Raw genomic sequence first — 26,997 nt, 5'->3', positions numbered from 1 at the left:
CGTTGACATGTCGTGCCCCGCCGGCATCGCCGGAGCGGGCGGGGTCTGGCCCATGGTCGACATGTCATGGCCAACATGCGGGGACGCGGCGGCCGGAGCCGGCTGCGTCTGGCCCATCGTCGACATGTCATGGCCGGCGTGAGGGGACGCAGCGGCCGGAGCCGGTTGGGTCTGGCCCATAGCCGACATGTCGTGCCCCGCCGGCATCGCCGGAGCGGGCGGGGTCTGGCCCATGGTCGACATGTCATGGCCAGCATGCGGGGACGCGGCGGCCGGAGCCGGCTGCGTCTGGCCCATCGTCGACATGTCATGGCCGGTGTGAGGGGACGCAGCGGCCGGAGCCGGTTGGGTCTGGCCCATAGCGGACATGTCGTGCCCGGCACGAGCGGACGCCGCGGCCGGAGCAGGCGTCTGGCCCATGGTCGACATGTCGTGTCCCGCCGGCATCGCCGGAGCCGACAGACGGACGGGCACCGCGCCCGTCGGGCACGTCGGCGCTCCGGGCATGCCTATCCGGGATGCATCGGCGGTGGGGGAGCCGCGCGCGACGCAACCCCCCGGAAGCGCCTGACGAACAGGCGCGGGCATGGCATGCCCGGCGTGGCTCTGCGCCAGCGCCGGTGTCCCCGCCGCCGCGGAAGCCGCTGCGAGGATCAGGGGAAGGATGGCGACCGACGTCTTCACGATGCGGCTCCTTCCATCGGACGGACCGTGACCACGTTGAACATCCCGGCATGCATGTGCAGCAACAGGTGACAGTGGAAGGCCCAGTCGCCCGGATTGTCCGCGGTCAGGTCGAAGCTGACCTTGCCGCCCGGCGGGACGTTGACGGTGTGCTTGAGCGGCTGGTGACCGGCCGGGCCGCCGGTGACCAGCTCGAAGAAATGGCCGTGCAGGTGGATCGGGTGCGCCATCATGGAATCGTTGACCAGGGTCACGCGCACCCGCTCGTCCCGCTCGAACCGGATCGGCTCGACCAGCTCGCTGAATTTGCGGCCGTCGAAGCCCCACATGAACCGCTCCATGTTGCCGGTCAGGTGAATCTCCATCGTCCGGGACGGGGGACGCTGATCCTTGTTGGGCGCGAGCGACACCAGGTCCGTGTAGACGAGGACGCGATGCGGCACGTCCTGAAGCCCGATCGGCCGCTCGCCCATGCGATTGGCCGGCGCCATGGCGATGGCGTCGACGCCCACCCCCACCGCCATGTCGGGCGGGGCGTTCTCCGGATCGCGCATGTTCATGCCGGACATGGAGCCGTGGTCCATACCGGACATCGTCCCGGCGGGGGCCTGGGGGGCCATGGCGCCGTGATCCATGCCCGCCATGGCCGCGCCGGGCGCGCCCGTCATAGCCCCGTGGTCCATTCCGGCCATCGCTCCGCCCGACTGGGCTCCCATGGCCCCGTGATCCATTCCGCTCATGCCCCCCATGTCTCCCATGCCCATGTCCTTCATGGTCAGGTTGGGAACCTCGCGAAGCGGCGGAACCTCGGCCGTCATGCCGAGGCGGGGCGCCAGGGTGGCGCGGCCCATGCCCGAGCGGTCGATGGCTTCCGACACGATGGTGTAGGCGCGGTCCTCGGTCGGCCGAACGATGACGTCATAGGTTTCGGCGGCGGCGATCTGGAACTCGTCGATCTCGATCGGGCGCACGTTCTCGCCGTCGGCCTGGACCACCGTCATGGGGAGGCCGGGGATGCGGACGTTGAAGATCGACATGGCCGAGGCGTTGATTATGCGCAGCCGCACCCGCTCCCCGGGCCGGAACAGGCCGGTCCAGTTCTCCTGGGGCCCATGGCCGTTGATCAGATAGGTGTACGTCGAGCCGTTGACGTCGAGGATGTCGCGCGGATCCATCCGCATCTCGCCCCACATCCGGCGCTCCTCCAGGCTCATCCGGTCGCTGCCGTCCAGCAGGCCGGCCAGGGTGGTGCGCTGCCGGTTGAAGTAGCCGGGACTCTTCTTGAGCTTCTCGAAGATTTCGTGCGGATGCATGAAGCTCCAGTCCGACAGCACCAGCACGTGCTCGCGGTCGTAGCCGACCGGATCCGCCCCGGCCGGATCGATGACCAGGGGTCCGTAGTGGCCGAGCGCCTCCTGCAAACCCGAGTGGCTGTGGTACCAGAAGGTGCCCGACTGCCGGACCGGGAACTCGTAGACGAAGGTTTCGCGCGAGCGGATGCCCGGGAAGCTGACGCCGGGGACGCCGTCCATCTGGAACGGCAGCAGAATGCCGTGCCAGTGGATCGAGGTGTCCTCGTCGAGCTGGTTCGTCACGGCCAGTCGGACGTTCTGCCCCTCGCGAAGGCGAAGCACAGGAGCCGGGAGCACGCCGTTGATCGTCGTCGCCATGGCGGTGCGCCCGTTCACGGTGAACGGCGTCTGGCCGACCGTCAGATCGATGTTCGGGCCGGTGAGGGTCGGCAGGTCCGCCCGCAGCCCCGGAGACCCCGTCTGGGCCCAGGCGGGCATCAAGCCCTGCAAGGCCGCAAGACCGCCTCCGGCGACGGCGCCGCGCAGCAGCGCTCGACGATCCAGCTTCATGGGATACTCCTGAAAGTCATGGTCGCGCCTCCTGAGGCGCGATCTAAAAGGTTTTACGCAAGCGGCGCGGCCCGCCCTCGCGACACGCTGCCGCAGAGCCGACCGCGCCGGCGGCCCTCGCGGCCGCCCGCCGGATTACCGCCGCGCCAGAAGGGCCTTCATCTGGGCGATTTCCCGCGCCTGGGAGCTGACGATCTCCTCGCACAGACCGAGCACCTCGGGATCTTTCAACTCCGCTTCGTTGCACATCAGGATGGCGCCGGAGTGGTGGGGTATCATCGAACGCAGGAATTCCGCATCCCCGACCGCCGCCTGGGTCCGCATGCCCCAGAAGCTGACCGCGAACACCAGGGCGGCCGCCCCGCCGATCAGTAGATTGGTCCGCTTCGACGGATACATCGATCGCATGAACACCAGCATGAGGATGGCCATGGGAGAGACCATCATCAGGGTCATGTAGACGTTGTTGAGATTGAAGTAGAAGTGATCGAGGGATGCGATCATCGTGTACATCACCAGGTACATGATGATGAAATCAAGGACGAGCTCGATCGCGAATGATCGATAGCTGCCCTTCATGGCCTGCGTGTGATTCATGCCCGTCATCTTTTCCATGTCCCTGCCCCTCTTTCAGTCAAACACGCTCCGCCCGTGAGAGCCGCGTCAGGACCCGCCGACCGGGTGGGCCGCGAGCCAGGCGCGCATCTCGGCGATGTCGGCGGTCTGCATCTCGATCGTCTTCTGCGCCATGCGCCGGATGCCGGCGTCCTGGCTTTCGCGGAGCGCCACCTGGGACATCTCGAGCGCGCCCTGGTGGTGAGCGATCATCTTGCTGGCCCACATCCGGTCCGTGTTGGCCCCGGTCGCCGACATCATGGCGTCCTTCATCTTCGTTTCGGCCGGCGCGAAGGGAGGTTCCCCGCCCCCGCCCGGCGCGGCCGCGCCGGCGGCGGCCCCGACCCGCGTCTCGAGCCAGCGCCGCAGCTCGGCGATGTCCGTGGTCTGCATTTCGACGGTTTTCTGGGCCATCCGGCGAATGTCGGCGTCCTGGGTGTCCCGCAGCACGATCTGGGACATGTCGAGCGCGCCCTGGTGATGCGGGATCATCTTGCGCGCCCAGGTTTCGCCCGCATCGGCTCCCGTCGCCGCCATCATGGCCTCGTGCATCCTGGTTTCGGCGGCGGAGAACGGCGTCTGCGCCATCGCCATGGGCTCCGAAGCGTGCGCGGACTCTTCGGCCTTGGACGTTGCGGGCGGCTCCGCCGCGGGGCTGCACGCCGTCAGGACGAGCGCGGAACAGCCGGCGAGCAGGAGGGACGGGCGGGTGACGATCGGGTTGAACATCGGGGATCTCCGCTTGGGACGGTCGCCAGCCGGATCGCCAGGCGGCCAGACAATGAGGTGCGCCCGGCGACGCTGCATCCGGGCGGGCGTTGCGCTCGCCCGGACGACTGTCCCCACCGGACATCGAAGCCAGCGTAATCCGGACCCGCCGCCACGGTTCCACCACGATTAAATATGCCCGAACACCGTCGGATCATGCGAGGGATCAACCGCCGGGATGCGTAATGGGCTGACGGCTGTCATGGTTTTCCCCGGCGGTCTCGAGCGCGCCAGTCGATGGTCAAAGCCTGACCGCCCGAAGCCGCAGCGCATTGCCGATGACGCTGACGGATGACAGGGCCATGGCCAAGGCCGCCAGGGCCGGCGACAACAGCAGGCCGAAGACCGGATAGAGCAGGCCCGCCGCGATCGGGATGCCGAGCGTATTGTAGCCGAACGCGAACACGAGGTTCTGACGGATATTGCCCATCACCGCCTTAGACAGTTTGCGCGCCCGGACGATGCCCTGCAGGTCGCCCCCCAGCAGGGTGACGCCGGCGCTCTCGATCGCCACATCCGACCCCGCGCCCATGGCCACGCCGACGTCGGCGGCGGCCAGGGCCGGGGCGTCGTTGACCCCGTCGCCGGCCATGGCCACGACCCGGCCCTCGGCGCGCAGACGCTCGACGACGGCGGCCTTGTCCTGGGGCAGGACCTCGGCCTGGACGTCGTCGATGCCGAGCCGGCGCGCCACGGCCTCGGCCGTGGTGCGGTTGTCACCCGTCATCATCACAAGGCGCAGCCCCGCCGCCTTCAGATCGCGGATGGCCTGGGCGGTCGTCGCCTTGACCGGATCGGCGATGCCGAGGACGCCGGCCGCGGCCCCGTCCACGGCCACAAAGATGGCGGTGGCGCCGTCCCGGCGAAGCGCCTCGGCCTCGGCCTCGAGCGGCGCGACGTCGACCCCGATTTCCCTGAGGTAGCGGCCGTTGCCGAGGGCCACGCGGCGGCCATCGACCATCCCGGTGACGCCCCGTCCGACCGGACTGTCGAACTCCGACGCCTCCGAGAGGACGAGGTTCCTGTCGCTGGCAGCGCGGACGACGGCGTCGGCCAGGGGGTGCTCGCTGCCCCGCTCAAGGCTGGCGGACAACCTCAGAAGCTCGACCTCGTCGAAACCGGCCGCGGGCCGGATCGCCGTGACCGATGGCCGTCCCTCGGTCAGGGTGCCGGTCTTGTCGAGCACCAGGGTGTCGACCTTCTCGAAGCGCTCCAGCGCCTCGGCGTTCTTGATCAGCACCCCGGCCTGGGCCCCGCGTCCCACCCCGACCATGATGGAGATGGGCGTGGCCAGGCCCAGGGCGCAGGGACAGGCGATGATCAGCACCGACACCGCGGCCACGAGGGCGTACGACAGGCGCGGCTCGGGTCCGGCCAGGCCCCAGACGACGGCCGCGAGAACCGCGATCGCGATCACCGCCGGGACAAACCAGCCCGACACCTGGTCGGCCAGCCGCTGGATGGGCGCGCGGCTGCGCTGGGCCTGGGCGACCATCTGGACGATCCGGGCCAGCAGGGTGTCGGCGCCCACCTTGTCGGCCCGCATCACGAACGAGCCGGTCTTGTTGAGCGAACCGGCGACGACCTTGTCGCCGACCTCCTTGGTCACCGGCATGGATTCTCCCGTGACCAGAGATTCGTCGATGGTCACCCGGCCGTCCAGGATTTCGCCGTCGACCGCCACCTTTTCGCCGGGCCGGACGCGCAACCGGTCTCCGACGGCGACCAGGTCGAGCGTCACATCCTCGTCGCCGCCGTCGTCACGCACGCGGCGCGCGGTCTTCGGCGTCAGATCCAGCAGCGCCCGGATAGCGCCGGACGTCTGTTCCCGCGCGCGCAACTCCAGGATCTGGCCCACCAGAACGAGGACGGTGATCACCGCCGCCGCCTCGAAATAGACCGGCGCGCTGCCGTCCATTCGCCGGACTGCCGCCGGGAACAGGCCCGGAGCCAGAACCGCGACCACGCTGTAGACCCACGCCGCGCCAACGCCGATAGCGATCAGCGTGAACATGTTGAGGCTGCGGTTGCGGATCGAGGCCCAGCCCCGCTGGAAGAAGGGCCATCCGGCCCACAGCACCACCGGCGTCGCCAAGGCGAACTGGATCCAGTTCGAGGTCTGTCCCGGTATCCGCATCATCAGGCCGGTCAGATGCCCGCCCATCTCCAGAGCGAAGACCGGCAGGGTCAGCACCAGGCTGACCCAGAAGCGGCGGGTGAAGTCGATCAGTTCGTGATTGACCGGCGCCTCGGCGGTCACCGTCTCCGGTTCCAGCGCCATACCGCAGATCGGGCAGGAGCCGGGGCCTTCCTGGCGCACCTCCGGATGCATCGGGCAGGTGTAGATCGCGCCCGGGACGACGGGCGCAGGCTGCGGCTTCTCGCCCAGGTATCGGTCCGGCTCGGCGACGAATTTGGTCCGGCAGCCCGCCGAGCAGAAGAAATAGTCCCGGCCTTCGTGAGCGGCGCGATGCGCCGCGGTCGCCGGATCGACGGTCATGCCGCAGACCGGGTCGACGGCCTTCGCGCCGCTGTCGGCCGTGTGGGTCGAACAACCGGCGTGACCGTCCGGATGGGAATGCGAGGACGTGGACATGGCGGGCTCCTGAATCGGCTGGACGCCAAATATACCCCATTGGGGTATCGCGCAAGATACCATCATAGGGTATAGGGAATGACTGGAATGAGGAATTGGATGCAGACCCTGACCAAGCCCAAGGTGATGAACCGTCTCAACCGGATCGAGGGACAGGTGCGCGGCATCGCCCGGATGGTCGAGGATGACCGATACTGCGTGGACGTGCTGACCCAGCTGCAGGCGGTGCGGGCCGCCCTGCTGCGTGTCGAGAGCGAGGTCCTCAAGGATCACCTCGACCACTGCGTCATGGGCGCGATGACCGGCGACGATCCGGCCGAGCGCAAGGCCAAGGCGAACGAACTGATCGAGCTGCTCGGACGCGCCTCGCGCTAGTGCGACAGGGTGTCAGACACCCCGTCGGAAGGGTTCGGCGAGTTGCCGGAGATATCCTCTGGGGTAGTCGGGCCGACCGGACACGCCGATCTGGCCCGTCCGAGGCGTGTCGGCCCCCGACCGGAACGTTCCCAGCAGATGGTCCCACAGGCTGGTGAACAGGCCGAAATTGACGTCACCCTCGGTCTGCGACGCCAGATGATGGTGTCGGTGGGCCGGGGCGACCGCCCATATGTAGATCAGCGGTCCGATCTTCATATCGACGTTGGAGTGCTGAAGGATCAGTTGGATCGCCACGGCGAAGGCCAGAAGCCAGGCGACGTCCGAGGGCATGCCGAGGAGCACCAGCGGCGCAACACCGGCCGTCAATTCTATCGCCTGATGGAGGGGATGTTTCAGCAGGCCGTTGAAACCATACATCCGTTCGACGGAATGATGCACGGCGTGCAACGACCAGAGCGCCGGGATGCGATGGCTGGCGTAGTGCGCCAGGGTGATGCCGAAGTCCGCCGCCACTATGGCGACCGCCAGTTGTCCCCATAGCGGCCAGCCGGACGGCCAGACGTCGAGACCCGGGATCACGCCGGACACAAGGGGCAGGGCCAGAACCGAGAGGACAATCGACGCCTCATTGACCGCCGCATGGATCAAATCGCGGCCGGCGTCCCCGTGGGGTTGATTCCAGACGGGTTCGTAGGGCGCCAGACGCTCGGCGGCGAACGAGACCGCCAGCGCCAGCCCGAGCAGGATCGGCAGACTCCACGGGGGCGCCCCGCGCTCGGCCAAGGTCACCGCGGCCCCAAGGAATCCCGCGAAGAACACCGGCGCATAACCGAGACGGACGAGAAACCGGGCGAGGGGCATCGGAGGGCTCCAGGGACGCCCCAGGATGACGCGGCCGGCGGGCGGCTTATTGAACGAACCGATTGTCCGCAGAACGCACGACGCTCGACGCCTGCAAGGGCGTCACGCCGAACATGCGTTTCGTGACGCGGTTCAGATGCGCCTGGTCGGCGAAACCGCCGGCGATCGCCGCCTCCACCAGGCCCGCGCCCGACGCCATCTCATGCCCGGCCCTCTGCAGCTTTCGCCATAGCAGCCATTGCGACAGCGGAGCCTGCATCTGCGCCTGGGCCAGAACCCGGAGGCGCGCGGGGGACAGGCCGACCGCCCGGGCCGCCCGGGCGACGGCGCCGGGCGCCGGGTCTTCGGACGCCTTGAGGAGCGCCCCTTCAAGGCGTGGATCCAGCTTCACTTCCTTGACGCCGAGCCCTTCTCTGAGGCCCGCCACGATGCGGTCCGGCTGGGCCTCAGGGCTCAACAGGGCCGTCACGGAGGGCGGAGCGACGGCCGCGACGGCCGGCGCGATCAGCGCCAGAAGGCTCGAGGCCAACGGCGTGTGCGTCTCCAGGTAAAACAGCAGGACCGACCCGCCCTCGTCGGTCATCCGATGGCGAACCCGCGGGCCGATGACGATCGCCTGACCGCTCAAGGTGCGATGGTCTTCCAGAACCACGCGGACCGAGCCCGTGCGGGCCACGGCCAGCTGTATCGCGACATGGGCGTGAGCGGCGTGCGCTTCATGCGGGCCCGCATAGGCGGCCCATCCGTCGCCCATGGCGAAAACTGCGCTCGATGAAGGCGAAGCCATAGTGTCGCGGCGTCCGCGCCGGTCCCATCGCCGACGGCAGTTGTCATCGCGCCTTCCGGCGAAACCCGCAAGCCGCGCACCATGAGCCCCTCGCAACGGGTAGGAGCGGACCATCGCCGCTTTGCCGGGCCCACGGCACCGCTGGACTGGCGCCTGACGCGGCGGGACGAGGGATGTACGTATCCGATGCGTATCCCAGATAGGTGGACCGTCGTGTTCCGCCCGCCTTGGGGGGGCCATTGCTCATGACGTCCGTACCGCCGACCCGCGACGGCTATCCGGCCGAGCTGAGAGCCCTGACCAGTCTGCGGGCCTTCCTGGCCGTGGGCGTGGTGCTGTTCCACTACCAGCTCCAATGGGATCCGGCCTTGGGCTTCAGCCCGATCATCGAGCGCAGCCGGCTGGCGGTGGACGCCTTCTTCATGTTGTCGGGCTTCATCCTGGCCCACGTCTACGGGCCGGCGTTCGCCGCCGGGACCTTCAGCTACAGGCGCTTCCTCATCGCCCGCTTGGCGCGGCTCTACCCCCTACACGTCTCGGTGCTGGCCAGCGTGCTGGTCATGGTCCTGGGCGCCACCGCGGCCGGGGTCCGGTTCGACGCCGACAGCTATCCGCCGCTGGCCTTCTTCCAGACCCTGTTCCTCGTCCAGGCCTGGTTCCCGACGGACGCGGTCATCCACTGGAGCGGACCGAGCTGGTCGCTGTCGGCGGAATGGTTCGCCTATCTCCTGTTCCCGGCCTTCGCATGGCTGGCCCTGCGGTTCCGGGCTCGCCCCTGGGCGTTGCTCGGGACGGGGGCGGTGGCGTTCGTCGTGTTCGACGCCCTGTACGTTCAGGCGTTCGGCAAGGTCCTGCCCCGGGCCGAGGATTCCCTCGGCATTCTGCGGATCGTCCCGGAATTTCTGATCGGCATGGCGCTTTACGCCCTGGGCCATCGCTGGCGCTGGAGCCGGCCCGTCGCCATCGCCGCAGCCCTGTTCACCACCTTGGTCCTGCTCGGCGCCATGCAGCTGTCGCTGGATGACCGCATCATCGTCGCCCTCTCAGCCCCCGTGATCCTGACCTGGTCCCTGCTTGCACGCGCGGACTGCGAGGGCCCCCTCGCCGCCCCGGCCCTGGTCTTCGCCGGCGAGGCGTCCTTCGCCCTCTATCTCGTGCACATGCCGGTGATCGTAGCCTGGAAGGGCGTCGTCGCTGAACTCCGCGGCATCGACAGCGCCTTCCGGATCACACCGATCGAACTGACCGGGTTGTTTGTCGCCACGGCGTTGATCGCGGCCGCCCTGCATCTGCTCGTCGAGAAACCCGGCCGCGCCTGGATTCGACGCCGGTTCGAAAGTCCTCGGACCTGCCCCTGACGCGAGCGAGGCCCCGGGTCAGGCCGGCCGGCGCGAACTCCGAAAAAGAAGGTTTCCATCGGCGGAAGGGCGGTGAGGCTTTTAATCGGGAGCCCTGAGGGTCCGGGCGTTATTCGGTTGGAATCTGACCCATCATCGGAAAGCGCGTTCTTCATCGAACGCCTCGCTCAAAGCACCGCCCCCTCCGACACTGCCGACAAATCCGAACCTTTGGCGGGCTGGGCTCCCGCGCCGTTTGCTTTGGATCAAAGCGCCGTTCGCCAGCGCCGGTAGAAGGGAATCGAAGACTGTCTTCGGGAGGACCGGCCACATGAACAAATCCCTTGCTCTCGTGAGCGCCCTGGCGCTGGCCGTCAGCGTTTCAGCCTGCGCGACCACCGCGCCCCCGACGGCCGAACAACGGACGTCGTGCGAACAAATGCTCCGCACCATGGGCGAAGGCGCGACCCACAGTCACAGCGCTGAAAAGAGCGGCGGCGTGAGCCCGATGGGAATGACCCACGCCCAATGCCGACGCATGCTGGGCCGGTAGCGCCGGGTCAGCGAGCCATGACTGTTCGATGACGTCCGCAAAGGACAACGACAACGGCCGAGCACCTTGAGATCCACCGGCCGCGCCGCGGAACGACCCCGCTTCGTTCGGCGGCCACCGGCGCGACCTTGCTCAGCCTTTTTTTGCCCTTTGCGCGAGCGCTATTCGCCGGTGACGAGGACGATCTCATCCGGGGACATTCCCGGCCGAACGCTCATGCCGCGATAGCTGACCTCGACATCGGAGGAGCCGGGATAGTCGGGCGCCGGCGTCAGCCCGACCTCGCGGCAAAACTGGTCCCACTGATCGAAACCCACCGTGACGTACTGCAGGTCGTCGCCGTGATAGACGTCCATCGCATGATCAACCTCGTCCCTGATCGTCATCTGGACTCTCTCCGAAAATCGCATGCCTGCTGACCGACAACGTCGGCGAGGATAGAACGCTCCCCTCAGATCGCCACGGCGATCATTGTGCGCGGTCGAGCTAGATTGGCCAGACCCTGCGCATCTGGCTTCCCCGGTCCGGGGACATCACGCCGCTGCGGCATCCTTTCGCCTGCGCACCCCGGGCAAGCCGGATGGCGGCCTCTTCAGCATCCACCTGATAGTCGAAACTTCCTCGCGCGACGCCCTCGGACATGACGGTCCACCGATCGCCGCTCCTCAACACAAACAGTTCGACGATTTCGCCCGTCACCACCGTCTCCTGGATAGGCGCCGCTAGTGCGACCGCCGCAAATGATCCGGAGCATAGTCCAGAGTTTCGCCCAAAACAGCCCGGAGGCTGGCGGCCAAATCCTTGTTCAAGACGAAGGCGATGGATGCGCGGCCCCACGCCATCTACCTAACCGCAACAGGCCTTCCCATCCACCTGTATCGGCGGACACGGGACATCCGCGTAGGAACAGAAGACGCAGCAGTCGCCGTATTTGGGCTTCAGCATCCGACCGCAGCCCAGGCAGTCGTAGAAATACAGGCAGGCGTCGGTCGGCATGGTCTCGGTCGCCTGATGGCCGCAATGCGGACAGACCAATGTCGACCGCAACTGCACTTCCGCCGTCATTGGCCGGCCGCCAGGCGAAGCAGGATCCAGGGCTCTATCAAGGGCTGCCAGGCCAACGATAGCATCACCAGCACCGTCGCGGCGACGAGGAGCCCGGCGGCCAGTCGCGACGGCCGTCGGCAAGCGTCCTCGCGCCGGCACATGCGGAGGCGGCGCCAGTGCAGCATCCATCCCGCCAGCAGGGCGACGACCGCCAGGACGGTCAGCCAACCCCGCATGCCGGCGATCAGCGCCGCGCCGGCGAAGGATAGACCCGCGAGCGAAAGCGCCAACGGGAGAACGCAACAGGCCGCCCAGGCGAACACGGACGCGGCGGCGCCAACGGCGGCCGTCGCGCTGACAGCCATTTCCGGTCGTCCCGCCCGGCGTGTTTCTGGCAAGTCCACGGTTTCTCCTCGGTCCATCGACCGGTACGATGCAACCCGTAGCGACTACGGGATCAAGCAAAAATGTCGGGACGCGGTTTGACGATCGGACGGCTGGCGGAGAGCGCCGGCGTGAACCTGGAAACGGTGCGCTACTACGAGCGCATCGGGCTGATGCCCGAGCCCGGTCGGACGCCGGGCGGTCATCGCAGCTACGAGCCCGAGCACCGACAGCGGCTCCGGTTCATCCGCCGCTCTCGGGAACTGGGGTTCGGGCTCGACGCCATCCGACGCCTGATCGCCCTCAGTGAATCCGGGGTCGAAACCTGCCGCGAGGTGCGCGACATGGCGCAGGATCATATCGCCAGCGTCGATGCGAAGATCGCGGATTTGCAGCGGCTGCGGCGGGTATTGAGACAGGCCGTCGCCGACTGCAGCGACGGAGTGGCGGTCCGCTGTCCGGTCATCGAAGAGTTGGGAAGCTGAGTCCCGACGACGGCCCGCCAGGCGAGCCCGGTCCCCGGCATCGGATCATTTCGCGGCTTCCTGCAGCGACTGACCGGCTGGCCCCCGCCACAGGACGATGGCGGGCGGCTACGCCATCGACAGATGTGCCCCGGCCAGCGACGCCGACCGGCTGCTGTGCGACAGTCCGGCCGCCAAGGCGCTTGGCGCCCCCGCATGCCAAGGGCTCGGCACGGACCCTGCACCACCGGTGTCGATCCTCAGTGACGGTTCAACCCGGGTGTTCGACTGTGACGACGGCGCCTGACGCCCTGGACGCGACGCGCGTCGTCTCCGCATCCATGGCGGCGCGGTTCGCGCCAGAGGTTTTGAGCCAAGTCTGGACGGGGCGGTCGAAGCTGTAGCGGAACACGGCGGCGGCGGCGAAGGCCCCGGCGAAACCCACGGACCAGAGCGCCCAGCGGACGCCGGACGTCAGAGACTCCTGACCGAGGGCGTCGAGCAGGCCGAACCAGACGATGCGGGTCACTTCATTGGTGAGGAACATCGAGAACGACATCAGGGCCAGATGTTCGATCAGGCGCGAGGGCCTGACCACGGGGATGGCTCCGGCAGCCCAGATGATCGCTGTCATCAGGCCAAGAGACAGCAGGCTGAAGCCGCCAAAGGCCTGCAACATGACCAGTGCGACGGCGGCGCTGACGCCGATCCCCGCCGCAAGGCGCGGCGCGACATGGACGCGCGCGCCGTAGAAGGCCGCTGCGACGCCGAGCAGGAAGAGCGGCAGGGCGCGGAGGATGCCGTACCGCATCGGCAGGCGATAGATCGGATCGCCGAGCCACAGCGAGGCGGCGAAATCAGCGACGACGACCACCGTGACCGCTCCGATCACCACCAGGGCGGGCGGCCAGCGCCAGAGCGCGCGACATATCCATGGCAGGAGGAGATAGCAGCCGATCAGGGCCGAGAGCGTCCAGGTCGGGGCGTTCCACCCCTGCCCGCCTGGCACGCCATAGGCTTGGACCAGCAACACCTGCGCGGGCAGTTGCGACCAGTCGAACCATCGCGGATTGCTGGGCGCGACGCCCGCCAGCGCGGCGCCGCCGACGATGGTCACGAGGATGAGACTGACCACAAGGTGGGCCGGAATGACGCGCAGCAGGCGCTGGCGTGCATAGGCGCGCAGCGAGGCCTGCCCGGCGGCGAGGCGGTCGCCATAGATGCGGGCCAGGACGTAGCCGGAGTCGATGATGAAGAAGTCGGTGAGCAGATAGCCGCGGTCGAACACCGGATGGATCTGCGGCAGCGGAACCGGCGAGGCCTCGCGGAAATGGTAGAGGATGATCAGCGCCCCGACGATGAACCGGAGCGCGTCGAGCCAGCCGCCGCGGGCGATGCGCGTCGGGATCGGCTTCATCGGCTCGTCGTCGGCGCGAGACATGCCGAACCCTAGTCCCGGAGCGGCCAAGGAAAGGTTAGCGGCCGCGCACCGTGGACCGGCGGAACCTCAGCCCTCCGCCTTGTCCGCCCCGACGGGCTGGGCGGCAGTCGTATGCCGATGGGGAGGTATGACGATCTCCGCTCGGGCGGCGAACAGGCCTGCCGATCCGATCAGCCAGAGCACGCCAATCGCGCCTGCGATCATCCGTCCTCCGCGATCCCGAGGCCCCAGAATCAGACAGGCGACGCCGACGCCGCCCAGGATCACGGCATAACCCAGATACAGGGGGACGCCGTGAGACCCGGACAGGATGAAGGCGAGGCAGAAGACGACGCCGGCCGCCGCGAGGCTTGCCACCCCTGCGACCACCAGATCCAGGGTCAGATTTGGCTTGGGCGGGGGCCTCGGCCGCGACCGTCTGGTCTTGGCGCGGCCCTCCTTCCAGCGAATGTCGCGACTCCGGACGGTGAACCGCTTGCCGGCCACGGCGTCAGGGCCTGACGCCAGGGAGCGGGACGTCCTCATGGCGCGCCAGCAGGATCCTCATCCTGATGATCTCGGCCTCCTGGGCGGCGATGATCTCACGCGCGAGGCTTTGGACGTTCGCGGCCTCGCCGTGCTCGACAGCGATCTTCGCCATGGCGACGGCGCCTTCGTGATGCGCGACCATGCCGCGAAGGAAGTCGATGTCGGCGTCGCCCGTATAGGCGATGGCCATCTCCCGGTGCATCCGGTCATTCGCTTCGCGATAGGCCTGTGTGGAGGGTGCCTCCCCTGGCGTTGCGCCCTGGGTCTGATGACCACCGACAGCCCGGGTGGATGACGGGGGCGTCGAGTCCGCTGCAGGCCGTGACCGTGCCGTCAGCATGCCGTAGGCGAAGGCCGACAGCGCCAGGAACACGGCGATAACGGAAACCCATCCGATGCGCTTCATGACGTCGCTCCCTTCGGGTCCGGAGCCGCGGTGGCGGGCCCCTCAGTCGACCGGGCCGCCTTAAGGTGGGGGTCGCGGTAGCCGAGGAGCCGAAGCGCATTGAACACGACCAGAAGGGTCGAGCCCTCGTGCATGGCCACCGCCGGTCCGATGCCCAGTCCGAAGATGGTGGCGGGCACGAGGAAGGCGACCACCCCAAGGCTGACGACCAGGTTCTGCAGGATGATGCCGCGGGTTCGGCGACTGAGGCCGACGGCGAAGGGCAGTTGCGAGAGATCGTCGGACATCAGGGCGACATCCGCCGTCTCCAGGGCGACGTCGGACCCGGCGGCGCCCATGGCGATGCCGACAGTCGCGGTGGCCATCGCGGGGGCGTCGTTCACGCCGTCCCCGACCATCGCGATCTTGCCCTCGGCCCGAAGCCGCTTGATGGCGTCGACCTTGTCCTCGGGCATGAGATCGCCCCAGGCCTCGGTCAGGCCGACCTGGCCGGCGATGGCCTGAGCCGCCTTCTGGTGGTCTCCCGAGATCATGATCATCCGTGACACCCCCAGCCCGCGCAGGGCGTCCAGCGCCGTACGCGCTGCAGGCCTCGGCGTGTCCAGAAGGCCGATCACGCCGAGGTCGCGTTCGCCCCGGCGCACGACCATCAGGGTGCGACCCTCGAGCCGCAGGCGCGTGACGGCCGCCTCCGCCTCATCGCTGAGCGGGCCGACCCCGTCCACGCCGAACATCTCCGGCTTGCCGATCCAGACCGGCTCGCCTTCGAACCGGGCGGTCACCCCCTTCCCGGTCAGGCTTTTGAGCTCCGAAGCCGCAACGATCGCCCCGCCCTTGAGGCGCTCCAGCCCGTCGCGGGCGATCGCCTCTGCCAGGGGGTGATCGCTCAGCCGCTCGACGGCGACGGCGGTCGTCAGGAGGTCAACGTCCTTCGCGCCGCCCACAGGAACGAGGTCGGTGATGCGGGGGCGTCCTTCCGTCAGGGTGCCGGTCTTGTCGAATGCGATGGCGTGGAGCGAGCCGAGGTTCTCCAGGGGCGCGCCGCCCTTGATCAGCACGCCGGCCCGGGCCGCGCGCGCGACACCCGAGAGGACGGCGCTGGGCGTGGCGATGGCGAGGGCGCAGGGACTGGCCGCGACCAGAACGGCCATGGCCCGGTAGAAGCTGTCGCGGAACGGCTCGTCGACCACAACCCAGGCGAAGAGCAGGACGAAGGCCAGGCCGAGGACCACGGGCACGAAAATCCGTTCGAAGCGGTCCGTGAACCGCTGCGTGGGAGACTTCTGGGTCTCGGCCTCGCTGACCATGCGGACAACCTTGGCCAGGGTCGTGTCCGTGGATTTGCGCGTCGTCTCGATCTCGATCGCGCCGGCCCCGTTGATGGTGCCCGCGAAGACGATGGAGGCGAAGCCGATCTGCGCCGGCCGGGCGCGGGCCGCAGCGGCGTCGGGAACCGGCTGCTTGTCGACCGGCATGCTCTCGCCGGTGACCGGGGCCTGATTGATGCTTGTCGCGCCGACCACGACGAACCCGTCGGCCGGCAGCCGTTCGTTGGGACGCACGACCACCGTGTCGCCGACCGCGACCTCCTCGACCGGAACTTCCACGACCTGGTCGCCGCGCCGAACATGCGCTGTACGGGGCGCGAGGTCGGCCAGGGCTTCGATCGCCCGTTTGGCGCGGCCCATGGCGTAGTTCTCAAGGGCGTGGCCGATGCTGAACAGGAACAGGAGCAGCGCGCCCTCCGCCCAGGCGCCCAGAGCCGCCGCCCCGGCGGCGGCCACGAGCATCAGCGTGTCGATCTCGAAACGCCTGTTTCGGAGGTTTTCGAAAGCCTCACGAGCCGTGAATAAGCCGCCGAAACCATAGGCGATCACATAGAGGGACAGAGGCAGCCAGACCGGGACGCCGGGCGCTAGCTTTTCGAGACCGAAGCCCAGGGCCAGGGCCCCGCCGCTCGCCAGGGCGAAAATCACCTCGGTGTTGGACCCGAAGACGCCGCCGTGCGCGTGCGGGTCAGCTCCCGCCTTTTCGCTCGCATGGTCGTTTTTGTCGCCCTCGGCGTGACTGTGACCGGCCATCAGCGTGTTCCCTCTTCTCGGGATTTTCGGGCGTCTTCCAGGATCTCAAAGCCGCCCTTCGCGGCGATCAGCGCCACGAGGGCGCCGACCACCAGGTCCGGCCAGGATCGGCCCAGCCAGAGAACGAGGCCGCCCGCGACCAGGATGCCGCCGTTGGAAATGAAGTCGTTGAAGCTGAAGGTCTCGGCCGCCCGCATGTTCACATCGTCGACCTTGATCCGTTTCAGTAGCAGCAGGCACCACAGGTTCACGCCGGCGGCCACCACGGCCATGACCATCATGGTCGGCCCGAGCGGCTCGGCCCCGGTCAGCCACCGCCGCACGACATCGGCGATCACTCCGGCGGCGAAGATCAGGAGAAGGACGCCCGAAGCGCCGGCGGCGCGGGACTTCCAGGTCTCGGAGCGGCCCACGGCCAGGAAGCTGATCAGATAGACGACGCTGTCGGAGGCGTTGTCGAGCGCATTGGCCAGCAGGGCGCTGGAATCAGCCAGCCAGCCCGCCAGGCCGAGCCCGACGAACAGGGCCGCGTTGAGCACCAGCACCCACAGGAGGGTGCGTCGCTGATCACGTTCGGCCGCTGGGGTGCTCACATCATCGCTCCGCTCAAGCCGGATCGCTCGCCGCGTCCGGCCAGCGCAGGACTTCGACGGCTTCCAGGGTGACCGGGCCGAGGTGTTCGAGATCGGCCAAGGTCTCCAGGAACGCCCGGAGTCTGGATTCGTGATCGAGCAGTTCGACGATCAGCGACTGATCGTCGTCCAGCACATGGCGGCGGTGCAGGTGGGGCGTGTGGCCGAAGCCGACAAGCGCCCTCAATACAGTGGCGCCGGCCACGCCGGCGGCCCGCGCGCGCTCCGTCACGATTTCAAAAACCTTGCGGTCGCCGAAATAGGCGGCCTCGTCGGTGTAGATGCGCATCAGTTTGATGGGGTCGGACATGATCGCCTCCTGAAGGGGAATCCCCGCCGCCGATGCGACGGCGGGGACCGTGACTATTCCGCCGGAACCGGCTCTGCGGCCGGCGCGTCGGTGGGTCTGGAACGCCGCCCCTCGGTCAGACCGAGGACCAGCCGGCTCATGGCCGGCAGGACCAGCAGCGTCAGCAGGGTCGCCGTGACCAGGCCGCCGATGACGACCATGGCCAGGGGTTTCTGCACCTCGGCGCCGGTGCCGTGGGCCAGGGCCATGGGCACGAAGCCGATGGCCGGGACGAGACCCGTCATGATGACCGGGCGCACCCGCTCCATGCAGCCCTCGATGATGGAACGGGAGAGCTCCATCCCGTCATCGAGCCGCTGCCGGATCGACGACATGACCACCAGGCCGTTCAGCACCGCGACCCCGGCCAGGCAGATGAAGCCCACCGCCGCCGACACCGAGAAGGAGATGCCGGTCAGGGCCAGGGCGAAGACGCCGCCCGCCAGACCGAGCGGCACGGTGAGGAAGACCGCCACCGCCCGCCCGAACGTCCCCACGGCGAGGAAGAGCACCGCGAAGATGGCCAGGAAGCAGATCGGCACGACCAGCGACAGGCGGTCGGAGGCCGCCTTGAGGTTCTGGAACTGGCCGCCCCACTCGATCCACGAGCCGGCCGGCAGGGCGACCGTCTCCACCTTGGGCATGGCCTCCCGGACGAACGACCCGACGTCGCGGCCGCGGACGTTGGCCTGGACCACGACGCGACGCTTGCCGTTCTCGCGGCTGATCTGGTTCAGCCCCTCGGCGAAGCGGAACGAGGCCACCTGCCGCAAGGGCACCGAGGCCCGAACGCGGCCCTCCTGCTCCGGCAGCATCACCGGGATGGCGCCGATGGCGTCGAGGTCGTGGCGGCTGGCGTTGGGCACGCGCACCACCACGTCGAAGCGGCGGTCGCCCTCGAACAACTGCCCGGCCTCGCGCCCGCCCATGGCGGCGGCCACCGTATCGGCCACCTCCTCCACAGTCAGGCCGAAGCGCGCGATCGCGGCCCGGTCGAAGGTCACATCCAGAGACGGCGCGCCGTCGGTCTGTTCGACCTTGACGTCGGCCGCGCCCGGCGTGGCGTTCAGCTGGGCCGCGATCCGGTTGGCCGTGGCCGTCAGCTTGTCGAGATCGTCGCCATAGAGCTTGATGGCGACGTCGCCGCGTACGCCGGCGATCAGTTCGTTGAACCGCAGCTCGATCGGCTGGCTGAGCTCATAGCCCTGACCGACCTGGGCGTTGGCCGCGGCCTCGACCCGCTCGATCACGTCCTCCTTGGTGTTCACCCCTTCCGGCCACTGGTCCTGCGGCTTGAGGATGATGAACCCGTCGGAGATGTTCGGCGGCATGGGATCGGTGGCGACCTCGGCCGTGCCGGTCTTGGAGAACATCACCTCGACCTCGGGCAGGGCGACGATGGCCCGTTCGACGCCGCGTTGCATGCGGATCGATTGCTCCACCGCCGTCGATGGCACCCGCTGGGAGGCCATGGCGAGGTTGCGCTCGTCCAGGGTCGGGATGAACTCCTGGCCGAGCATGCTGAAGATCACGCCGGCCACGGCGAATAGGGCCAGACCGCCGCCCACGAAGGGCCAGGGCCGGGCCACGGCCTGACGCAGCACGGGCTCGTACTTCGCCTTGATCCAGCGGATGACGAACACGTCCTTTTCGGAGACCTTGTTGCGCATCACCAGGGCGACCATCGCCGGGATGAAGGTGATGGACAGGATGAAGGCCGCGACCAGGGCCAGCATCAAGGTGATGGCCATGGGCGAGAAGGTCTTGCCCTCGACGCCCTGGAAGGTCAGCAGCGGTGCGAAGACCAGCAGGATGATGGCCTGGCCGTAGACGGTCGGCTTGATCATCTCCTGGGTGGCGATGGTGGTCTCCTCCAGCCGCTCGCGCAGGGTGAGAAGACGCCCCTCGTGGTGCTGGCGTTCGGACAGGCGTCTCAGACAGTTTTCGATGATGATCACCGAGCCGTCGACGATGAGGCCGAAGTCGAGCGCCCCCAGGCTCATCAGATTGCCCGACACCCCCATGAAATTCATGCCGATGGCGGTCATGAAGAAGGAGATCGGGATGATCGCGACCGCGATCAGGGCGGCGCGGACGTTGCCGAGCAGCAGGAACAGGGCGATGGCGACCAGAATGGCGCCCTCGATCAGGTTGCGCTGGACGGTCGAGATGGTGGCGTTGACGAGTTTGGAGCGGTCGAGGACAGGTGTGACCTTGATGCCCGGCGGCAGCGACCGGATCGTCGTCTCGAGCTGTTCGCCGACCGAACGGGCGACCGTGCGGCTGTTCTCGCCGATGAGCATCAGGGTAGTGCCGATGACGACTTCGTGGCCGTTCATCGTCGCTCCGCCGGTGCGCAGGTCGCCGCCGAGGCGAACAGCAGCGACGTCGCGCACGGCGACGGGAACGCCGCCGCGCGTGGCGACGATGGCTTCCTCGATCTGGCTCAGGCTGCGGATACGGGCGTCGGCCCGCACCAGATAGGCCTCCCCGCCCCGCTCGACGAAATTGGCGCCGACGGAGAGGTTGGCGGCCTCCAGACCCTCGGCCAATTCGCTGAACGAGACGCCGTACTGGGCCAGCCGGGTCGGGTCGGGTTCGACGACATACTGTTTCTCGAAGCCGCCGATGGTGTCGACGCCGGCGACGCCGTTCACCGTCCGCAGTTGCGGCGCGATGATCCAGTCCTGAACGGTCCGGAGATAGGCCGCCCGGGAGATGTCGTCGGTCAGACGATCGCCCTCGGGCGTGAGGAAGGACCCGTCGGACTGCCAGCCCGGCTGGCCGTTGCGCACCGTCGCGCCGCGCCCGCCCGGGTTGGTGTAGTCGATGGCGTACATGAAGACTTCGCCCAGACCCGTGGTGACGGGTCCGATCTGGGGCTGAACGCCCTCGGGCAGGCTTTCCTGGGCCTGGACGAGGCGTTCGCTGACCTGCTGGCGCGCGAAATAGAGGTCGACGTTCTCCTCGAAGATCACCGTGACCTGCGAGAACCCGTTGCGCGACAGCGACCGCGTTTCCTGCAGGCCGGGAATGCCGGCCATGGCCGTCTCGACCGGGAAGGTCACCCGCTTCTCGATCTCGACGGGCGAGAGCGAGGCGTCCTGGGTATTGATCTGAACCTGGTTGTTGGTGATGTCCGGCACGGCGTCGATGGGCAGTTGGGTCAGCTGCCAGGCGCCGTAGGTGGAAACCATCAGCACGAGGGCGATGATCATCCATCGCGCCCGCACCGACAGGGCCATGAGGTTGGCGATCATGGCCTAGTGCTCCACTTCGCCGGCGCCGAGCGCGGCCTTCAGCAGGAAGGCGTTGCGGGTGGCGACGGTCTGCCCCGCGGTCAGGCCGGAGGTGATCTGGGCCCGGCCGGCGCTGCGCTGGCCGACGATGACCGGCGCGGCGGTGAAGCCGTTGGCGGTCCTGACGAACACCACTTCGCGGCCTTCGACGGTCTGAATGGCTTCTTCGGGCACCGAGACGCCCTCGGTCGTCCCGGCGTCGCGGGTGTAGATCCGCACCGCGATCGCCTGGCCGGGACGCAAGCCCCCCAGGCCCGAGACGCTGAGAAGGACGGTGGCGGCGCGGCTTTCCGCGTCCACGCCCGGGGTGATCGAGCGCACCGTCGCCTGGACCTCGCCTTCCGGCAGGGTGATGGTCGCCCGGTCGCCCGGAGCGATCCGGCCGGCGTCGTCAGCGGAGACCGAGGCCTGCACCTCGATCTGACTGGCGTTGGCGACGTGGAACAGTTCGGTCCCGGCCGTCACGAAGGCGCCGAGCGTCGCGTTCGATTCCGTCACCCGTCCATTGATCGGGCTGACCACGCCCGTGCTGCGGCCGTCGCCGGAGACGCGGGCGGCGGCGGCGGCGGACGACGTCCGGCGGGATTCCGCCTCGGCCTCGGCCAGGACGGTCTGGGCGGCCTCGAGATCCTGCCGCGCGGTGATCTTGGCGTCGAACAGGCGCTGCTCGCGGGCGAGCGCCTGCCGCGCCGCCGTCAGCCGGGCCTGGGCCGTCGCCCGCTCAGCGGCGATCGAGGAGGCTTCGCGGCTTTCGATCAGGGCGACGGTCTGTCCGGCGCGAACGCTGTCGCCGAGGCGGAGCGAGACTCGTGTGATCACGCCGTCAGCGCGGGCCGCGAGGACGGCCTCGCCCTGAGGCGTGCCGACGACGGTGCCCTGGGCGACGATCTCGGCGCTCAGCGATCCGCTGCCCACCGGCGCCACGACGATGCCGGCCGCCTGGATGCGGGCGGCGTCCATCTCCAGGGCCTCGCCGGCGCCGTGCTCCTCTTCCGCCTCGGCGCTCGCTTCCGGCGCGGCGTCCGGACCGCGGGTCATGCTCCAGACGGCGAACCCGCCCCCCAGGAGAATGACCGTCGCGGCCGCTCCGGCCAGCAGACGTTGCTGGTTGGTCAATCTCTTCATCGGGCGGATCCTTCGGTTTCGGTGGCGCGGGTCAGGGCGGCGACGGCTTGCGCGCGCTCCAGCTCGGCGGTGATCATGTCGGCCTGGACGGTGTTGAGTGCCTCTTCGGCGTCGAGCACGTCCAGCAGGGTGAAGCGGCCGGCCGAGAAGCCTTCACGCGCGATGCGCACGGCCTCGATCGCTTCGGGTTCGGCCTGGGTTTCGAGGAAGGCGAGTTGCGCCTCGGCCGTGCGCAGCGCGGCCTGGGCGTCGCGCGTCCGCCGGATCGCACCGGCGAGGGCGGCGTTGCGGCGGGCCTCGGCTCCGGTCCGCTCGGCGTTGGCGGCGGCGATATTGCCCTGGTTGCGGTCGAACAGACCGATCGGCATGGAGGCGCCGAAGACCAGGGCCGTGTCGTCCGTGCCCCGGAACTGTCGGGCGCCGACGCTGACGGTCACGTCGGGGCGGGACAGGGTCCGTTCCCGATCGACGACGGCGATCGAGGTCGCCACCTCCGCCTCGGCGAGCCGCACGTCGAGCGCGCGGGCCGGATCGATGACGGCGGCCGGCGAGGACGGAATCTCCGACGCGATCGGTTCAGGCAGGTCTTCGCCGCCGCCCCACAGGGCGGCGAGCGCCCGCTGGGCTTCGGCGTATTCGGCCTCGGCGGCCCGGACCCGTCCGACCGCTTCCAGGGCGGCGGTGCGCGCCCGCAGAGCGCGCAACGGCGGCTCGCGGCCGGCGTCGACCAGTTCGGTGGCGATGGTCTGAAGATTGTCGGCGCGCAGGAACTGGTCGCGAGCCAGTTCGACCCGGCGGTTGTCCGCATAAGCCTCGGCATAGGCGTCACGCACCTGCTGTTCCAGATCGGCGCGGGCGACGGCCAGGCGCAGCCGGGCGGCGCCTACCTCGGCCTGGGCGGCGCGCTCGCGGGCGGGCCGCTTGCCGCCGAGTTCGAACCGCTGGCCGACGCTCAGGGTGCTTTCGGCGTCATCGACGCCGGAGAAGCCGCCGGTGCCGGCGAAATTCTCGACCTCGAGGCCGAGTTCGGGATTGGGCCGGAAGCCGGCCTGCTGGGCGCGGCCGACGGCGGCGGCGACATCGGCTTCGGCGGCGGCCAGGGTGGGCGAGGAGGCCGCGGCGCGAGACAGCGCCTCGCCCAGGGTGACGGGTTCGGCGAAGGCTGACCCTGGGGCCAGCATGGCCAGGATCGCCGCGAGGGCGATCGCGGCTCCGCCGGCCGCGGGGTGCGGCAGACGGCGTTTAGGGGATGGCATAGGTCCTGTTTCCCGGATGGTTGACGTGGAGGGCGCGCGTTCGCGCGCAGTCCCGTCAGCCTCTGGGAGGGCGGTCTGGTCCGGCGGGCATGCGGGACGGCAAGCCGTCCACCAGCGGCAGAGCGTTCAGGTCCACCCCGGCATGGGTCATGACCGGCGCTTCGGGTGATTGCGGCACAGCGATGCCGCCGTGGTGGCAATGGCCGTGAGCGCAGATGGCGTGGCTGTCGGGTCCGCTCCCGTCGCTGTCATCGCCAGGAACGTCGGCGATCAGGCTGGCGGCGGAGGACGTGGCCGCTTCGGGACCGCAGGTCGCAGCGTCGACGGCGGAGACCAGGACGAACAGGGACAGGAACGCCGCGAGCAGCGCCGTCATCAGTCCATGTCTGACCGCAGGGAATCCCATGCGGTCCCATACCATGATCGGTCGCCGCTTCAATCGCGTCATCGTCGCACCGTCGGCGGCGCGGCCTCCACGAGGGGTCGCTCCGCCCGATAAAAGGAGATCGACCCGGTCAGCGTGGGCAGCGTCCCGCTCTCTCGTACATTGGCGAATCCCGCTTCACCGATCAGCCGAGGCAGAACGCCATCGGCGTTCGGCTGGGTGTTCTCGTAGCCGTCCAGCGACTGGACGATGCGGAACAGCGTGCGCATCACGCCCGCCTGACGCCCGTAGTCGGCGATGTGAAGCGTTCCGCCCGGCTTGAGCGCCCGTAGGCTCGCCGCAATTCCCCGGCGCTTCTCCTCCATCGGCAGTTGATGGAAGACCAGGCTGGAGACGACTGTGTCGGCGACGCCGTCGCCGACGATCGCGGCGAGGTCGCGGGAGAAGCCCTCGACGAAACGGATGTCCTCGCCGGCGGCATCGGCCTTCGACTGTGCGCGCCTGAGGATGTCGCCGTCGGGATCGACGCCGATGATGCACGCGCCCGGCGCCCGTTGCGCCAGGCTCACGGCGAAAGAGCCGGTTCCGCAACCGAGGTCGATGATCGTCTCGCCCGGCTTCGGCGCGACCTGGTCGAGCAGCCGCGCCCGCCACACGCGCTCGCGCGTCAACAGAGCGATGGCGGGATCATAGAAGCCGCTGAGGGCCGCATGGCCGAGCGCGGGGGTGAAGCTCGCCGTCACGCCGCGGCCTTCAGCTCTTCGCGGGACTGGCGAATGATCGACCAGCCGGATTGCAGAAAGACGACCCCCAGGATCGCACCGGCGATGAGGTCGGGCCAGCGGGACGCGGTCAGCCAGACGGCGACGCCCGTGGCCGCGACCACCAGGCTCTGGATCAAATCGTTGCGCGTACACAGCCAGACCGAGCGGACATTGGCGTCGCCCTCGCGATGCCGCACCAGCAGAAGAGCGGCCAGGGCGTTGGCGACGAAGCCCAGAGCGCCCAGTCCGGTGATGACGAAGCCCTCCGGGGCCGCCCCGGTCGTGGCGCGCCAGATCGCATAGCCCAGGATGAACAGGGCCAGCGCCGCCAGGCTGGCGCCCTTGACCAGCGCGGCGGTGGATCGCACGGCGACCGAGCGGCCGATCACGGCCAGGCTGATGCCGTAGGTGGCGGCGTCGGCCAGGAAGTCGAGGGCGTTGGCGCCCAGCGAGGCCGAACCCTGCACGGCGGCGCCGCCGGCGATAGCCACGAAGGCCAGGCTGTTGATGGCGATCACCGCCATCAGGATACGGCGATACGCCGGGGTGGCGCCGTCGAACTTGACGGTCGCGCCGCAGCCGCAGCTGGAGGCGGCCGGTTCAGAGGATAAGGGATGTTCGGTCATGGAGCTCCACCTGTCATCCTGAGGATGCATCCTCCAGCCGCTCGAGGATCAAGAGCAAAAATGCACACCGTCCCGCGTGGCTCGATCGTCCCCAGAAAAGGCTTGATCCTCCAGTGGCTGGAGGGTGCACAAGAGGGCGGCAACAGGAGACCCCATGATCACAGTGTTCCCGGCGCGTCGCGGCCCAGGCCGTCTCCAGGCGACTGCGCTCGCGCTCGCCGCCGTGATCGCCGCCATCGACCAGGCGGCCAAGGTGCTGGCGCGCGCCCGACTCGAGACCGCGGTGGACCTCACACCCTTCCTGACGCTGCGGCTGGGATTCAATCCGGGCGTCACCTTCGGCCTGTTCGCCGACGCCGGCGCCGCGGGCCGCTGGGCCTTGAGCGGCGTCACCCTGCTGATCATCGGCGCCCTGCTGGCGTGGATCTGGCGGACCCGCAGCCCTCTGACCGCGGCGGCCGCGGGCCTTCTCGTCGGCGGAGCCTTCGGAAATCTGGTCGATCGCCTCCGGTTCGGCGCGGTGACCGACTTCATCGATCTGCATTGGGGCGCCGCCCACTGGCCTACGTTCAACCTGGCCGATGCGGCCATTGTTTGCGGCGTGGGCTTGCTGCTGATGACGGCCCGAGGCGTGAACGGCCAGGCCTCGTCACCGATCCAGGGACGGAGCGCGCTATGACGCCTTCCGCCGAACAAAAGGCCATCCGGGTCGGGTCGGCGCTCGCTGTAGGCCTGACCGCCGCCGTTGTGGCGCTGGCCTGGCTGTGGCTTCCGCCGTCGCTGCTGGGCGCCTCGACGGGCATGGCCACCGCCGATCGGCTCGCCTACGCCCTGAAGGCGGATCTACTGGTGTTCCTGTGGCTTGGCGGCTGCCTCCGGACCGTCGCCAGCATTCGTTATCGCTCGGACGCCGACCGGGCGGGCGCCGCCTATGGCCCGCCCAGCGCCCGGCTCGCCGTGCCGGCCGCCGTGCTTCAGAACTCCCTCGAACAGACCGTCCTGGCGGTCGGCGCCCACCTGATCCTGGCCACCGTCCTGCAGGGCGAGGAGATGATCCTGCTGCCGGTTCTGGTCGCCCTCTATCTGGTCGGCCGGGTGCTGTTCGCGATTGGCTACGCCAGGGGCGCAGGCGCCCGCGCCTTCGGCATGGCGCTCACCGGCGCCTCCACGATCGGCGCCTTCGGCATCACCCTCGTCCTGCTGGCGCTTGGCCGATGATCCGGTCGAAGATGACCCTCCCGCCTTTCGGCTTCTGTTCATCAGGCTTCCGACCCATGGTGGCGCGATGACCCCGCCCTCCCCTGTCTCGTCCGGGCTGCGCCCGATCGGCAAGCTCGCCGCCGCCACCGGCGTCAAGATTCCGACTATCCGGTTCTACGAAGAGATCGGACTGCTTCCCGCGCCGCCGCGCACCGCGAGCGACCGGCGCATGTACGACGACGACGCCGAGCGCCGCCTCTCGTTCATCCGACATGCGCGTCAGCTGGGGTTTGATCTGGACTCGATTCGCTCCCTGCTGGACCTGTCCGATCATCCGGACCGGCCCTGCGCCGAGGCGAACATCATCGCCGAGCGTCACCTCGCGGAGGTGAAGCAGAAGATCGCGCAGCTCAAAGCCCTCCAGCGCGAGCTTTCCCGGATGACGGCGGAATGCGCCGGAGGGCGGGTCTCGGCCTGCAAGGTGATCGAGGCCCTGCACGATCACTCGGCGTCCGTTTAAGCGCGACAGTCTCGCGGCTCGACTGCTATTGCGAGGCGCTCACAATCAG

The 26,997-nt window shown here is 68.8% G+C and carries 29 protein-coding genes; 7 read left to right on the top strand and 22 right to left on the bottom strand.

Annotated features, from left to right (window positions below; all coding sequences use genetic code 11):
- Window positions 1-680 precede the first annotated feature (680 nt).
- The 4 genes from Q8Q71_RS07495 to Q8Q71_RS07480 all read right to left on the bottom strand — a co-directional run bounded on the left by Q8Q71_RS07495 (window position 681) and on the right by Q8Q71_RS07480 (window position 6,525).
- On the bottom strand, window positions 681-2,546 hold the full coding sequence (locus tag Q8Q71_RS07495) for a copper resistance system multicopper oxidase (protein ID WP_305758982.1): 1,866 nt from the start codon (window positions 2,544-2,546) through the stop codon (window positions 681-683).
- Window positions 2,547-2,681: 135 nt separating this feature from the next.
- Entirely contained in the window at window positions 2,682-3,161 is a 480-nt protein-coding gene (locus Q8Q71_RS07490) for a DUF305 domain-containing protein (RefSeq protein ID WP_305758981.1), read from the bottom strand.
- A gap of 48 nt (window positions 3,162-3,209) precedes the next feature.
- On the bottom strand, window positions 3,210-3,890 hold the full coding sequence (locus tag Q8Q71_RS07485) for a DUF305 domain-containing protein (RefSeq protein ID WP_303694475.1): 681 nt from the start codon (window positions 3,888-3,890) through the stop codon (window positions 3,210-3,212).
- Window positions 3,891-4,170: 280 nt separating this feature from the next.
- Window positions 4,171-6,525, bottom strand: a complete 2,355-nt coding sequence (locus tag Q8Q71_RS07480) for a heavy metal translocating P-type ATPase (RefSeq protein WP_305758980.1) — start codon at window positions 6,523-6,525, stop codon at window positions 4,171-4,173.
- Between the two features lie 99 nt (window positions 6,526-6,624).
- Here Q8Q71_RS07480 and Q8Q71_RS07475 point away from each other — a divergent pair, with 99 nt between their 5' ends.
- Window positions 6,625-6,900, top strand: a complete 276-nt coding sequence (locus tag Q8Q71_RS07475) for a metal-sensitive transcriptional regulator (RefSeq protein WP_304879150.1) — start codon at window positions 6,625-6,627, stop codon at window positions 6,898-6,900.
- 12 nt (window positions 6,901-6,912) lie between these two features.
- Here Q8Q71_RS07475 and Q8Q71_RS07470 read toward each other — a convergent pair whose 3' ends face one another.
- Window positions 6,913-7,764 (bottom strand): sterol desaturase family protein, encoded by an 852-nt coding sequence (locus Q8Q71_RS07470; protein WP_303694472.1) that lies wholly within the window; start codon window positions 7,762-7,764, stop codon window positions 6,913-6,915.
- A 46-nt stretch (window positions 7,765-7,810) separates the two neighbouring features.
- A complete protein-coding gene (locus tag Q8Q71_RS07465; protein WP_303694471.1) occupies window positions 7,811-8,518 on the bottom strand; it encodes a helix-turn-helix transcriptional regulator in 708 nt (235 codons plus the stop codon).
- 278 nt (window positions 8,519-8,796) lie between these two features.
- Here Q8Q71_RS07465 and Q8Q71_RS07460 point away from each other — a divergent pair, with 278 nt between their 5' ends.
- Both Q8Q71_RS07460 and Q8Q71_RS07455 read left to right on the top strand, forming a co-directional pair.
- Window positions 8,797-9,909, top strand: a complete 1,113-nt coding sequence (locus Q8Q71_RS07460) for an acyltransferase (RefSeq protein ID WP_305758979.1) — start codon at window positions 8,797-8,799, stop codon at window positions 9,907-9,909.
- A 310-nt stretch (window positions 9,910-10,219) separates the two neighbouring features.
- Window positions 10,220-10,441: a hydroxylase gene (locus tag Q8Q71_RS07455; RefSeq protein WP_305758978.1), complete on the top strand. Its 222-nt coding sequence runs from the start codon at window positions 10,220-10,222 to the stop codon at window positions 10,439-10,441.
- Between the two features lie 161 nt (window positions 10,442-10,602).
- Here Q8Q71_RS07455 and Q8Q71_RS07450 read toward each other — a convergent pair whose 3' ends face one another.
- The 4 genes from Q8Q71_RS07450 to Q8Q71_RS07435 form a co-directional block, all read right to left on the bottom strand.
- On the bottom strand, window positions 10,603-10,827 hold the full coding sequence (locus Q8Q71_RS07450) for a hypothetical protein (protein ID WP_305758977.1): 225 nt from the start codon (window positions 10,825-10,827) through the stop codon (window positions 10,603-10,605).
- A 100-nt stretch (window positions 10,828-10,927) separates the two neighbouring features.
- Window positions 10,928-11,140, bottom strand: a complete 213-nt coding sequence (locus tag Q8Q71_RS07445) for a hypothetical protein (protein WP_305758976.1) — start codon at window positions 11,138-11,140, stop codon at window positions 10,928-10,930.
- 147 nt (window positions 11,141-11,287) lie between these two features.
- Window positions 11,288-11,506, bottom strand: coding sequence for a GDCCVxC domain-containing (seleno)protein (locus Q8Q71_RS07440; protein WP_305758975.1), 219 nt, complete (start codon window positions 11,504-11,506; stop codon window positions 11,288-11,290).
- Window positions 11,503-11,853, bottom strand: a complete 351-nt coding sequence (locus Q8Q71_RS07435) for an MFS transporter permease (protein ID WP_305758974.1) — start codon at window positions 11,851-11,853, stop codon at window positions 11,503-11,505. Before Q8Q71_RS07435 ends, Q8Q71_RS07440 begins: the two co-directional genes overlap by 4 nt.
- A 102-nt stretch (window positions 11,854-11,955) precedes the next feature.
- Between Q8Q71_RS07435 and Q8Q71_RS07430 the strand changes: the two genes are divergently transcribed.
- A complete protein-coding gene (locus tag Q8Q71_RS07430; protein WP_305758973.1) occupies window positions 11,956-12,357 on the top strand; it encodes a helix-turn-helix domain-containing protein in 402 nt (133 codons plus the stop codon).
- Window positions 12,358-12,607: 250 nt separating this feature from the next.
- Here the strand turns inward: Q8Q71_RS07430 and Q8Q71_RS07425 are convergent, their stop codons facing one another.
- From Q8Q71_RS07425 to Q8Q71_RS07370, 12 genes are all read right to left on the bottom strand, one after another.
- Window positions 12,608-13,777, bottom strand: coding sequence for an acyltransferase (locus Q8Q71_RS07425; RefSeq protein ID WP_305758972.1), 1,170 nt, complete (start codon window positions 13,775-13,777; stop codon window positions 12,608-12,610).
- Between the two features lie 66 nt (window positions 13,778-13,843).
- Window positions 13,844-14,302: a hypothetical protein gene (locus Q8Q71_RS07420; RefSeq protein ID WP_305758971.1), complete on the bottom strand. Its 459-nt coding sequence runs from the start codon at window positions 14,300-14,302 to the stop codon at window positions 13,844-13,846.
- Window positions 14,268-14,711, bottom strand: a complete 444-nt coding sequence (locus tag Q8Q71_RS07415) for a DUF305 domain-containing protein (protein WP_305758970.1) — start codon at window positions 14,709-14,711, stop codon at window positions 14,268-14,270. Before Q8Q71_RS07415 ends, Q8Q71_RS07420 begins: the two co-directional genes overlap by 35 nt.
- Window positions 14,708-16,792: a heavy metal translocating P-type ATPase gene (locus Q8Q71_RS07410; protein WP_305758969.1), complete on the bottom strand. Its 2,085-nt coding sequence runs from the start codon at window positions 16,790-16,792 to the stop codon at window positions 14,708-14,710. Before Q8Q71_RS07410 ends, Q8Q71_RS07415 begins: the two co-directional genes overlap by 4 nt.
- On the bottom strand, window positions 16,792-17,385 hold the full coding sequence (locus Q8Q71_RS07405) for a cation transporter (protein WP_305758968.1): 594 nt from the start codon (window positions 17,383-17,385) through the stop codon (window positions 16,792-16,794). The genes Q8Q71_RS07410 and Q8Q71_RS07405 overlap by 1 nt, the downstream gene beginning before the upstream one ends.
- Before the next feature lie 13 nt (window positions 17,386-17,398).
- On the bottom strand, window positions 17,399-17,734 hold the full coding sequence (locus Q8Q71_RS07400) for a DUF190 domain-containing protein (RefSeq protein WP_305758967.1): 336 nt from the start codon (window positions 17,732-17,734) through the stop codon (window positions 17,399-17,401).
- A 53-nt stretch (window positions 17,735-17,787) separates the two neighbouring features.
- Window positions 17,788-21,033, bottom strand: coding sequence for an efflux RND transporter permease subunit (locus tag Q8Q71_RS07395; protein ID WP_305758966.1), 3,246 nt, complete (start codon window positions 21,031-21,033; stop codon window positions 17,788-17,790).
- Window positions 21,034-21,036: 3 nt separating this feature from the next.
- On the bottom strand, window positions 21,037-22,197 hold the full coding sequence (locus Q8Q71_RS07390; RefSeq protein WP_305758965.1) for an efflux RND transporter periplasmic adaptor subunit: 1,161 nt from the start codon (window positions 22,195-22,197) through the stop codon (window positions 21,037-21,039).
- Window positions 22,194-23,453 (bottom strand): TolC family protein, encoded by a 1,260-nt coding sequence (locus Q8Q71_RS07385; RefSeq protein WP_305758964.1) that lies wholly within the window; start codon window positions 23,451-23,453, stop codon window positions 22,194-22,196. Before Q8Q71_RS07385 ends, Q8Q71_RS07390 begins: the two co-directional genes overlap by 4 nt.
- 55 nt (window positions 23,454-23,508) lie before the next feature.
- Window positions 23,509-23,829 carry a hypothetical protein gene (locus tag Q8Q71_RS07380; protein WP_305758963.1) on the bottom strand — a complete coding sequence of 107 codons (321 nt, stop codon included), beginning with the start codon at window positions 23,827-23,829 and terminating at the stop codon, window positions 23,509-23,511.
- A gap of 68 nt (window positions 23,830-23,897) precedes the next feature.
- Window positions 23,898-24,581: a class I SAM-dependent methyltransferase gene (locus Q8Q71_RS07375; protein ID WP_305758962.1), complete on the bottom strand. Its 684-nt coding sequence runs from the start codon at window positions 24,579-24,581 to the stop codon at window positions 23,898-23,900.
- Window positions 24,578-25,228, bottom strand: a complete 651-nt coding sequence (locus Q8Q71_RS07370) for a cation transporter (protein WP_305758961.1) — start codon at window positions 25,226-25,228, stop codon at window positions 24,578-24,580. The genes Q8Q71_RS07375 and Q8Q71_RS07370 overlap by 4 nt, the downstream gene beginning before the upstream one ends.
- 154 nt (window positions 25,229-25,382) lie before the next feature.
- Between Q8Q71_RS07370 and lspA the strand changes: the two genes are divergently transcribed.
- From lspA to Q8Q71_RS07355, 3 genes are all read left to right on the top strand, one after another.
- Entirely contained in the window at window positions 25,383-25,907 is a 525-nt protein-coding gene (lspA, locus tag Q8Q71_RS07365; RefSeq protein ID WP_305758960.1) for a signal peptidase II, read from the top strand.
- Entirely contained in the window at window positions 25,904-26,446 is a 543-nt protein-coding gene (locus Q8Q71_RS07360) for an MAPEG family protein (protein WP_305758959.1), read from the top strand. Before lspA ends, Q8Q71_RS07360 begins: the two co-directional genes overlap by 4 nt.
- A 97-nt stretch (window positions 26,447-26,543) precedes the next feature.
- Entirely contained in the window at window positions 26,544-26,948 is a 405-nt protein-coding gene (locus tag Q8Q71_RS07355; RefSeq protein ID WP_305759021.1) for a helix-turn-helix domain-containing protein, read from the top strand.
- The last annotated feature ends 49 nt before the right edge of the window (window positions 26,949-26,997 follow it).

It is taken from the genome of Brevundimonas sp. (genome assembly GCF_030704825.1).
Taxonomy (GTDB): Bacteria; Pseudomonadota; Alphaproteobacteria; order Caulobacterales; family Caulobacteraceae; genus Brevundimonas.
Note: the sequence above shows the minus strand (reverse complement) of the source record. Positions and strands in the feature narration are given on the sequence as shown.

Excerpts from the sequence above, each read along its gene's own strand:
- Q8Q71_RS07495 (WP_305758982.1), bottom strand. The coding sequence starts at position 2,546 with ATGAAGCTGGATCGTCGAGCGCTGCTGCGCGGCGCCGTCGCCGGAGGC.
- Q8Q71_RS07490 (WP_305758981.1), bottom strand. The coding sequence starts at position 3,161 with ATGGAAAAGATGACGGGCATGAATCACACGCAGGCCATGAAGGGCAGC.
- Q8Q71_RS07485 (WP_303694475.1), bottom strand. The coding sequence starts at position 3,890 with ATGTTCAACCCGATCGTCACCCGCCCGTCCCTCCTGCTCGCCGGCTGT.
- Q8Q71_RS07480 (WP_305758980.1), bottom strand. The coding sequence starts at position 6,525 with ATGTCCACGTCCTCGCATTCCCATCCGGACGGTCACGCCGGTTGTTCG.
- Q8Q71_RS07475 (WP_304879150.1), top strand. The coding sequence starts at position 6,625 with ATGCAGACCCTGACCAAGCCCAAGGTGATGAACCGTCTCAACCGGATC.
- Q8Q71_RS07470 (WP_303694472.1), bottom strand. The coding sequence starts at position 7,764 with ATGCCCCTCGCCCGGTTTCTCGTCCGTCTCGGTTATGCGCCGGTGTTC.
- Q8Q71_RS07465 (WP_303694471.1), bottom strand. The coding sequence starts at position 8,518 with ATGGGCGACGGATGGGCCGCCTATGCGGGCCCGCATGAAGCGCACGCC.
- Q8Q71_RS07460 (WP_305758979.1), top strand. The coding sequence starts at position 8,797 with ATGACGTCCGTACCGCCGACCCGCGACGGCTATCCGGCCGAGCTGAGA.
- Q8Q71_RS07455 (WP_305758978.1), top strand. The coding sequence starts at position 10,220 with ATGAACAAATCCCTTGCTCTCGTGAGCGCCCTGGCGCTGGCCGTCAGC.
- Q8Q71_RS07450 (WP_305758977.1), bottom strand. The coding sequence starts at position 10,827 with ATGACGATCAGGGACGAGGTTGATCATGCGATGGACGTCTATCACGGC.
- Q8Q71_RS07440 (WP_305758975.1), bottom strand. The coding sequence starts at position 11,506 with ATGACGGCGGAAGTGCAGTTGCGGTCGACATTGGTCTGTCCGCATTGC.
- Q8Q71_RS07435 (WP_305758974.1), bottom strand. The coding sequence starts at position 11,853 with ATGGCTGTCAGCGCGACGGCCGCCGTTGGCGCCGCCGCGTCCGTGTTC.
- Q8Q71_RS07430 (WP_305758973.1), top strand. The coding sequence starts at position 11,956 with ATGTCGGGACGCGGTTTGACGATCGGACGGCTGGCGGAGAGCGCCGGC.
- Q8Q71_RS07425 (WP_305758972.1), bottom strand. The coding sequence starts at position 13,777 with ATGTCTCGCGCCGACGACGAGCCGATGAAGCCGATCCCGACGCGCATC.
- Q8Q71_RS07420 (WP_305758971.1), bottom strand. The coding sequence starts at position 14,302 with ATGAGGACGTCCCGCTCCCTGGCGTCAGGCCCTGACGCCGTGGCCGGC.
- Q8Q71_RS07415 (WP_305758970.1), bottom strand. The coding sequence starts at position 14,711 with ATGAAGCGCATCGGATGGGTTTCCGTTATCGCCGTGTTCCTGGCGCTG.
- Q8Q71_RS07410 (WP_305758969.1), bottom strand. The coding sequence starts at position 16,792 with ATGGCCGGTCACAGTCACGCCGAGGGCGACAAAAACGACCATGCGAGC.
- Q8Q71_RS07400 (WP_305758967.1), bottom strand. The coding sequence starts at position 17,734 with ATGTCCGACCCCATCAAACTGATGCGCATCTACACCGACGAGGCCGCC.
- Q8Q71_RS07395 (WP_305758966.1), bottom strand. The coding sequence starts at position 21,033 with ATGATCGCCAACCTCATGGCCCTGTCGGTGCGGGCGCGATGGATGATC.
- Q8Q71_RS07390 (WP_305758965.1), bottom strand. The coding sequence starts at position 22,197 with ATGAAGAGATTGACCAACCAGCAACGTCTGCTGGCCGGAGCGGCCGCG.
- Q8Q71_RS07385 (WP_305758964.1), bottom strand. The coding sequence starts at position 23,453 with ATGCCATCCCCTAAACGCCGTCTGCCGCACCCCGCGGCCGGCGGAGCC.
- Q8Q71_RS07380 (WP_305758963.1), bottom strand. The coding sequence starts at position 23,829 with ATGACGGCGCTGCTCGCGGCGTTCCTGTCCCTGTTCGTCCTGGTCTCC.
- Q8Q71_RS07370 (WP_305758961.1), bottom strand. The coding sequence starts at position 25,228 with ATGACCGAACATCCCTTATCCTCTGAACCGGCCGCCTCCAGCTGCGGC.
- lspA (WP_305758960.1), top strand. The coding sequence starts at position 25,383 with ATGATCACAGTGTTCCCGGCGCGTCGCGGCCCAGGCCGTCTCCAGGCG.
- Q8Q71_RS07360 (WP_305758959.1), top strand. The coding sequence starts at position 25,904 with ATGACGCCTTCCGCCGAACAAAAGGCCATCCGGGTCGGGTCGGCGCTC.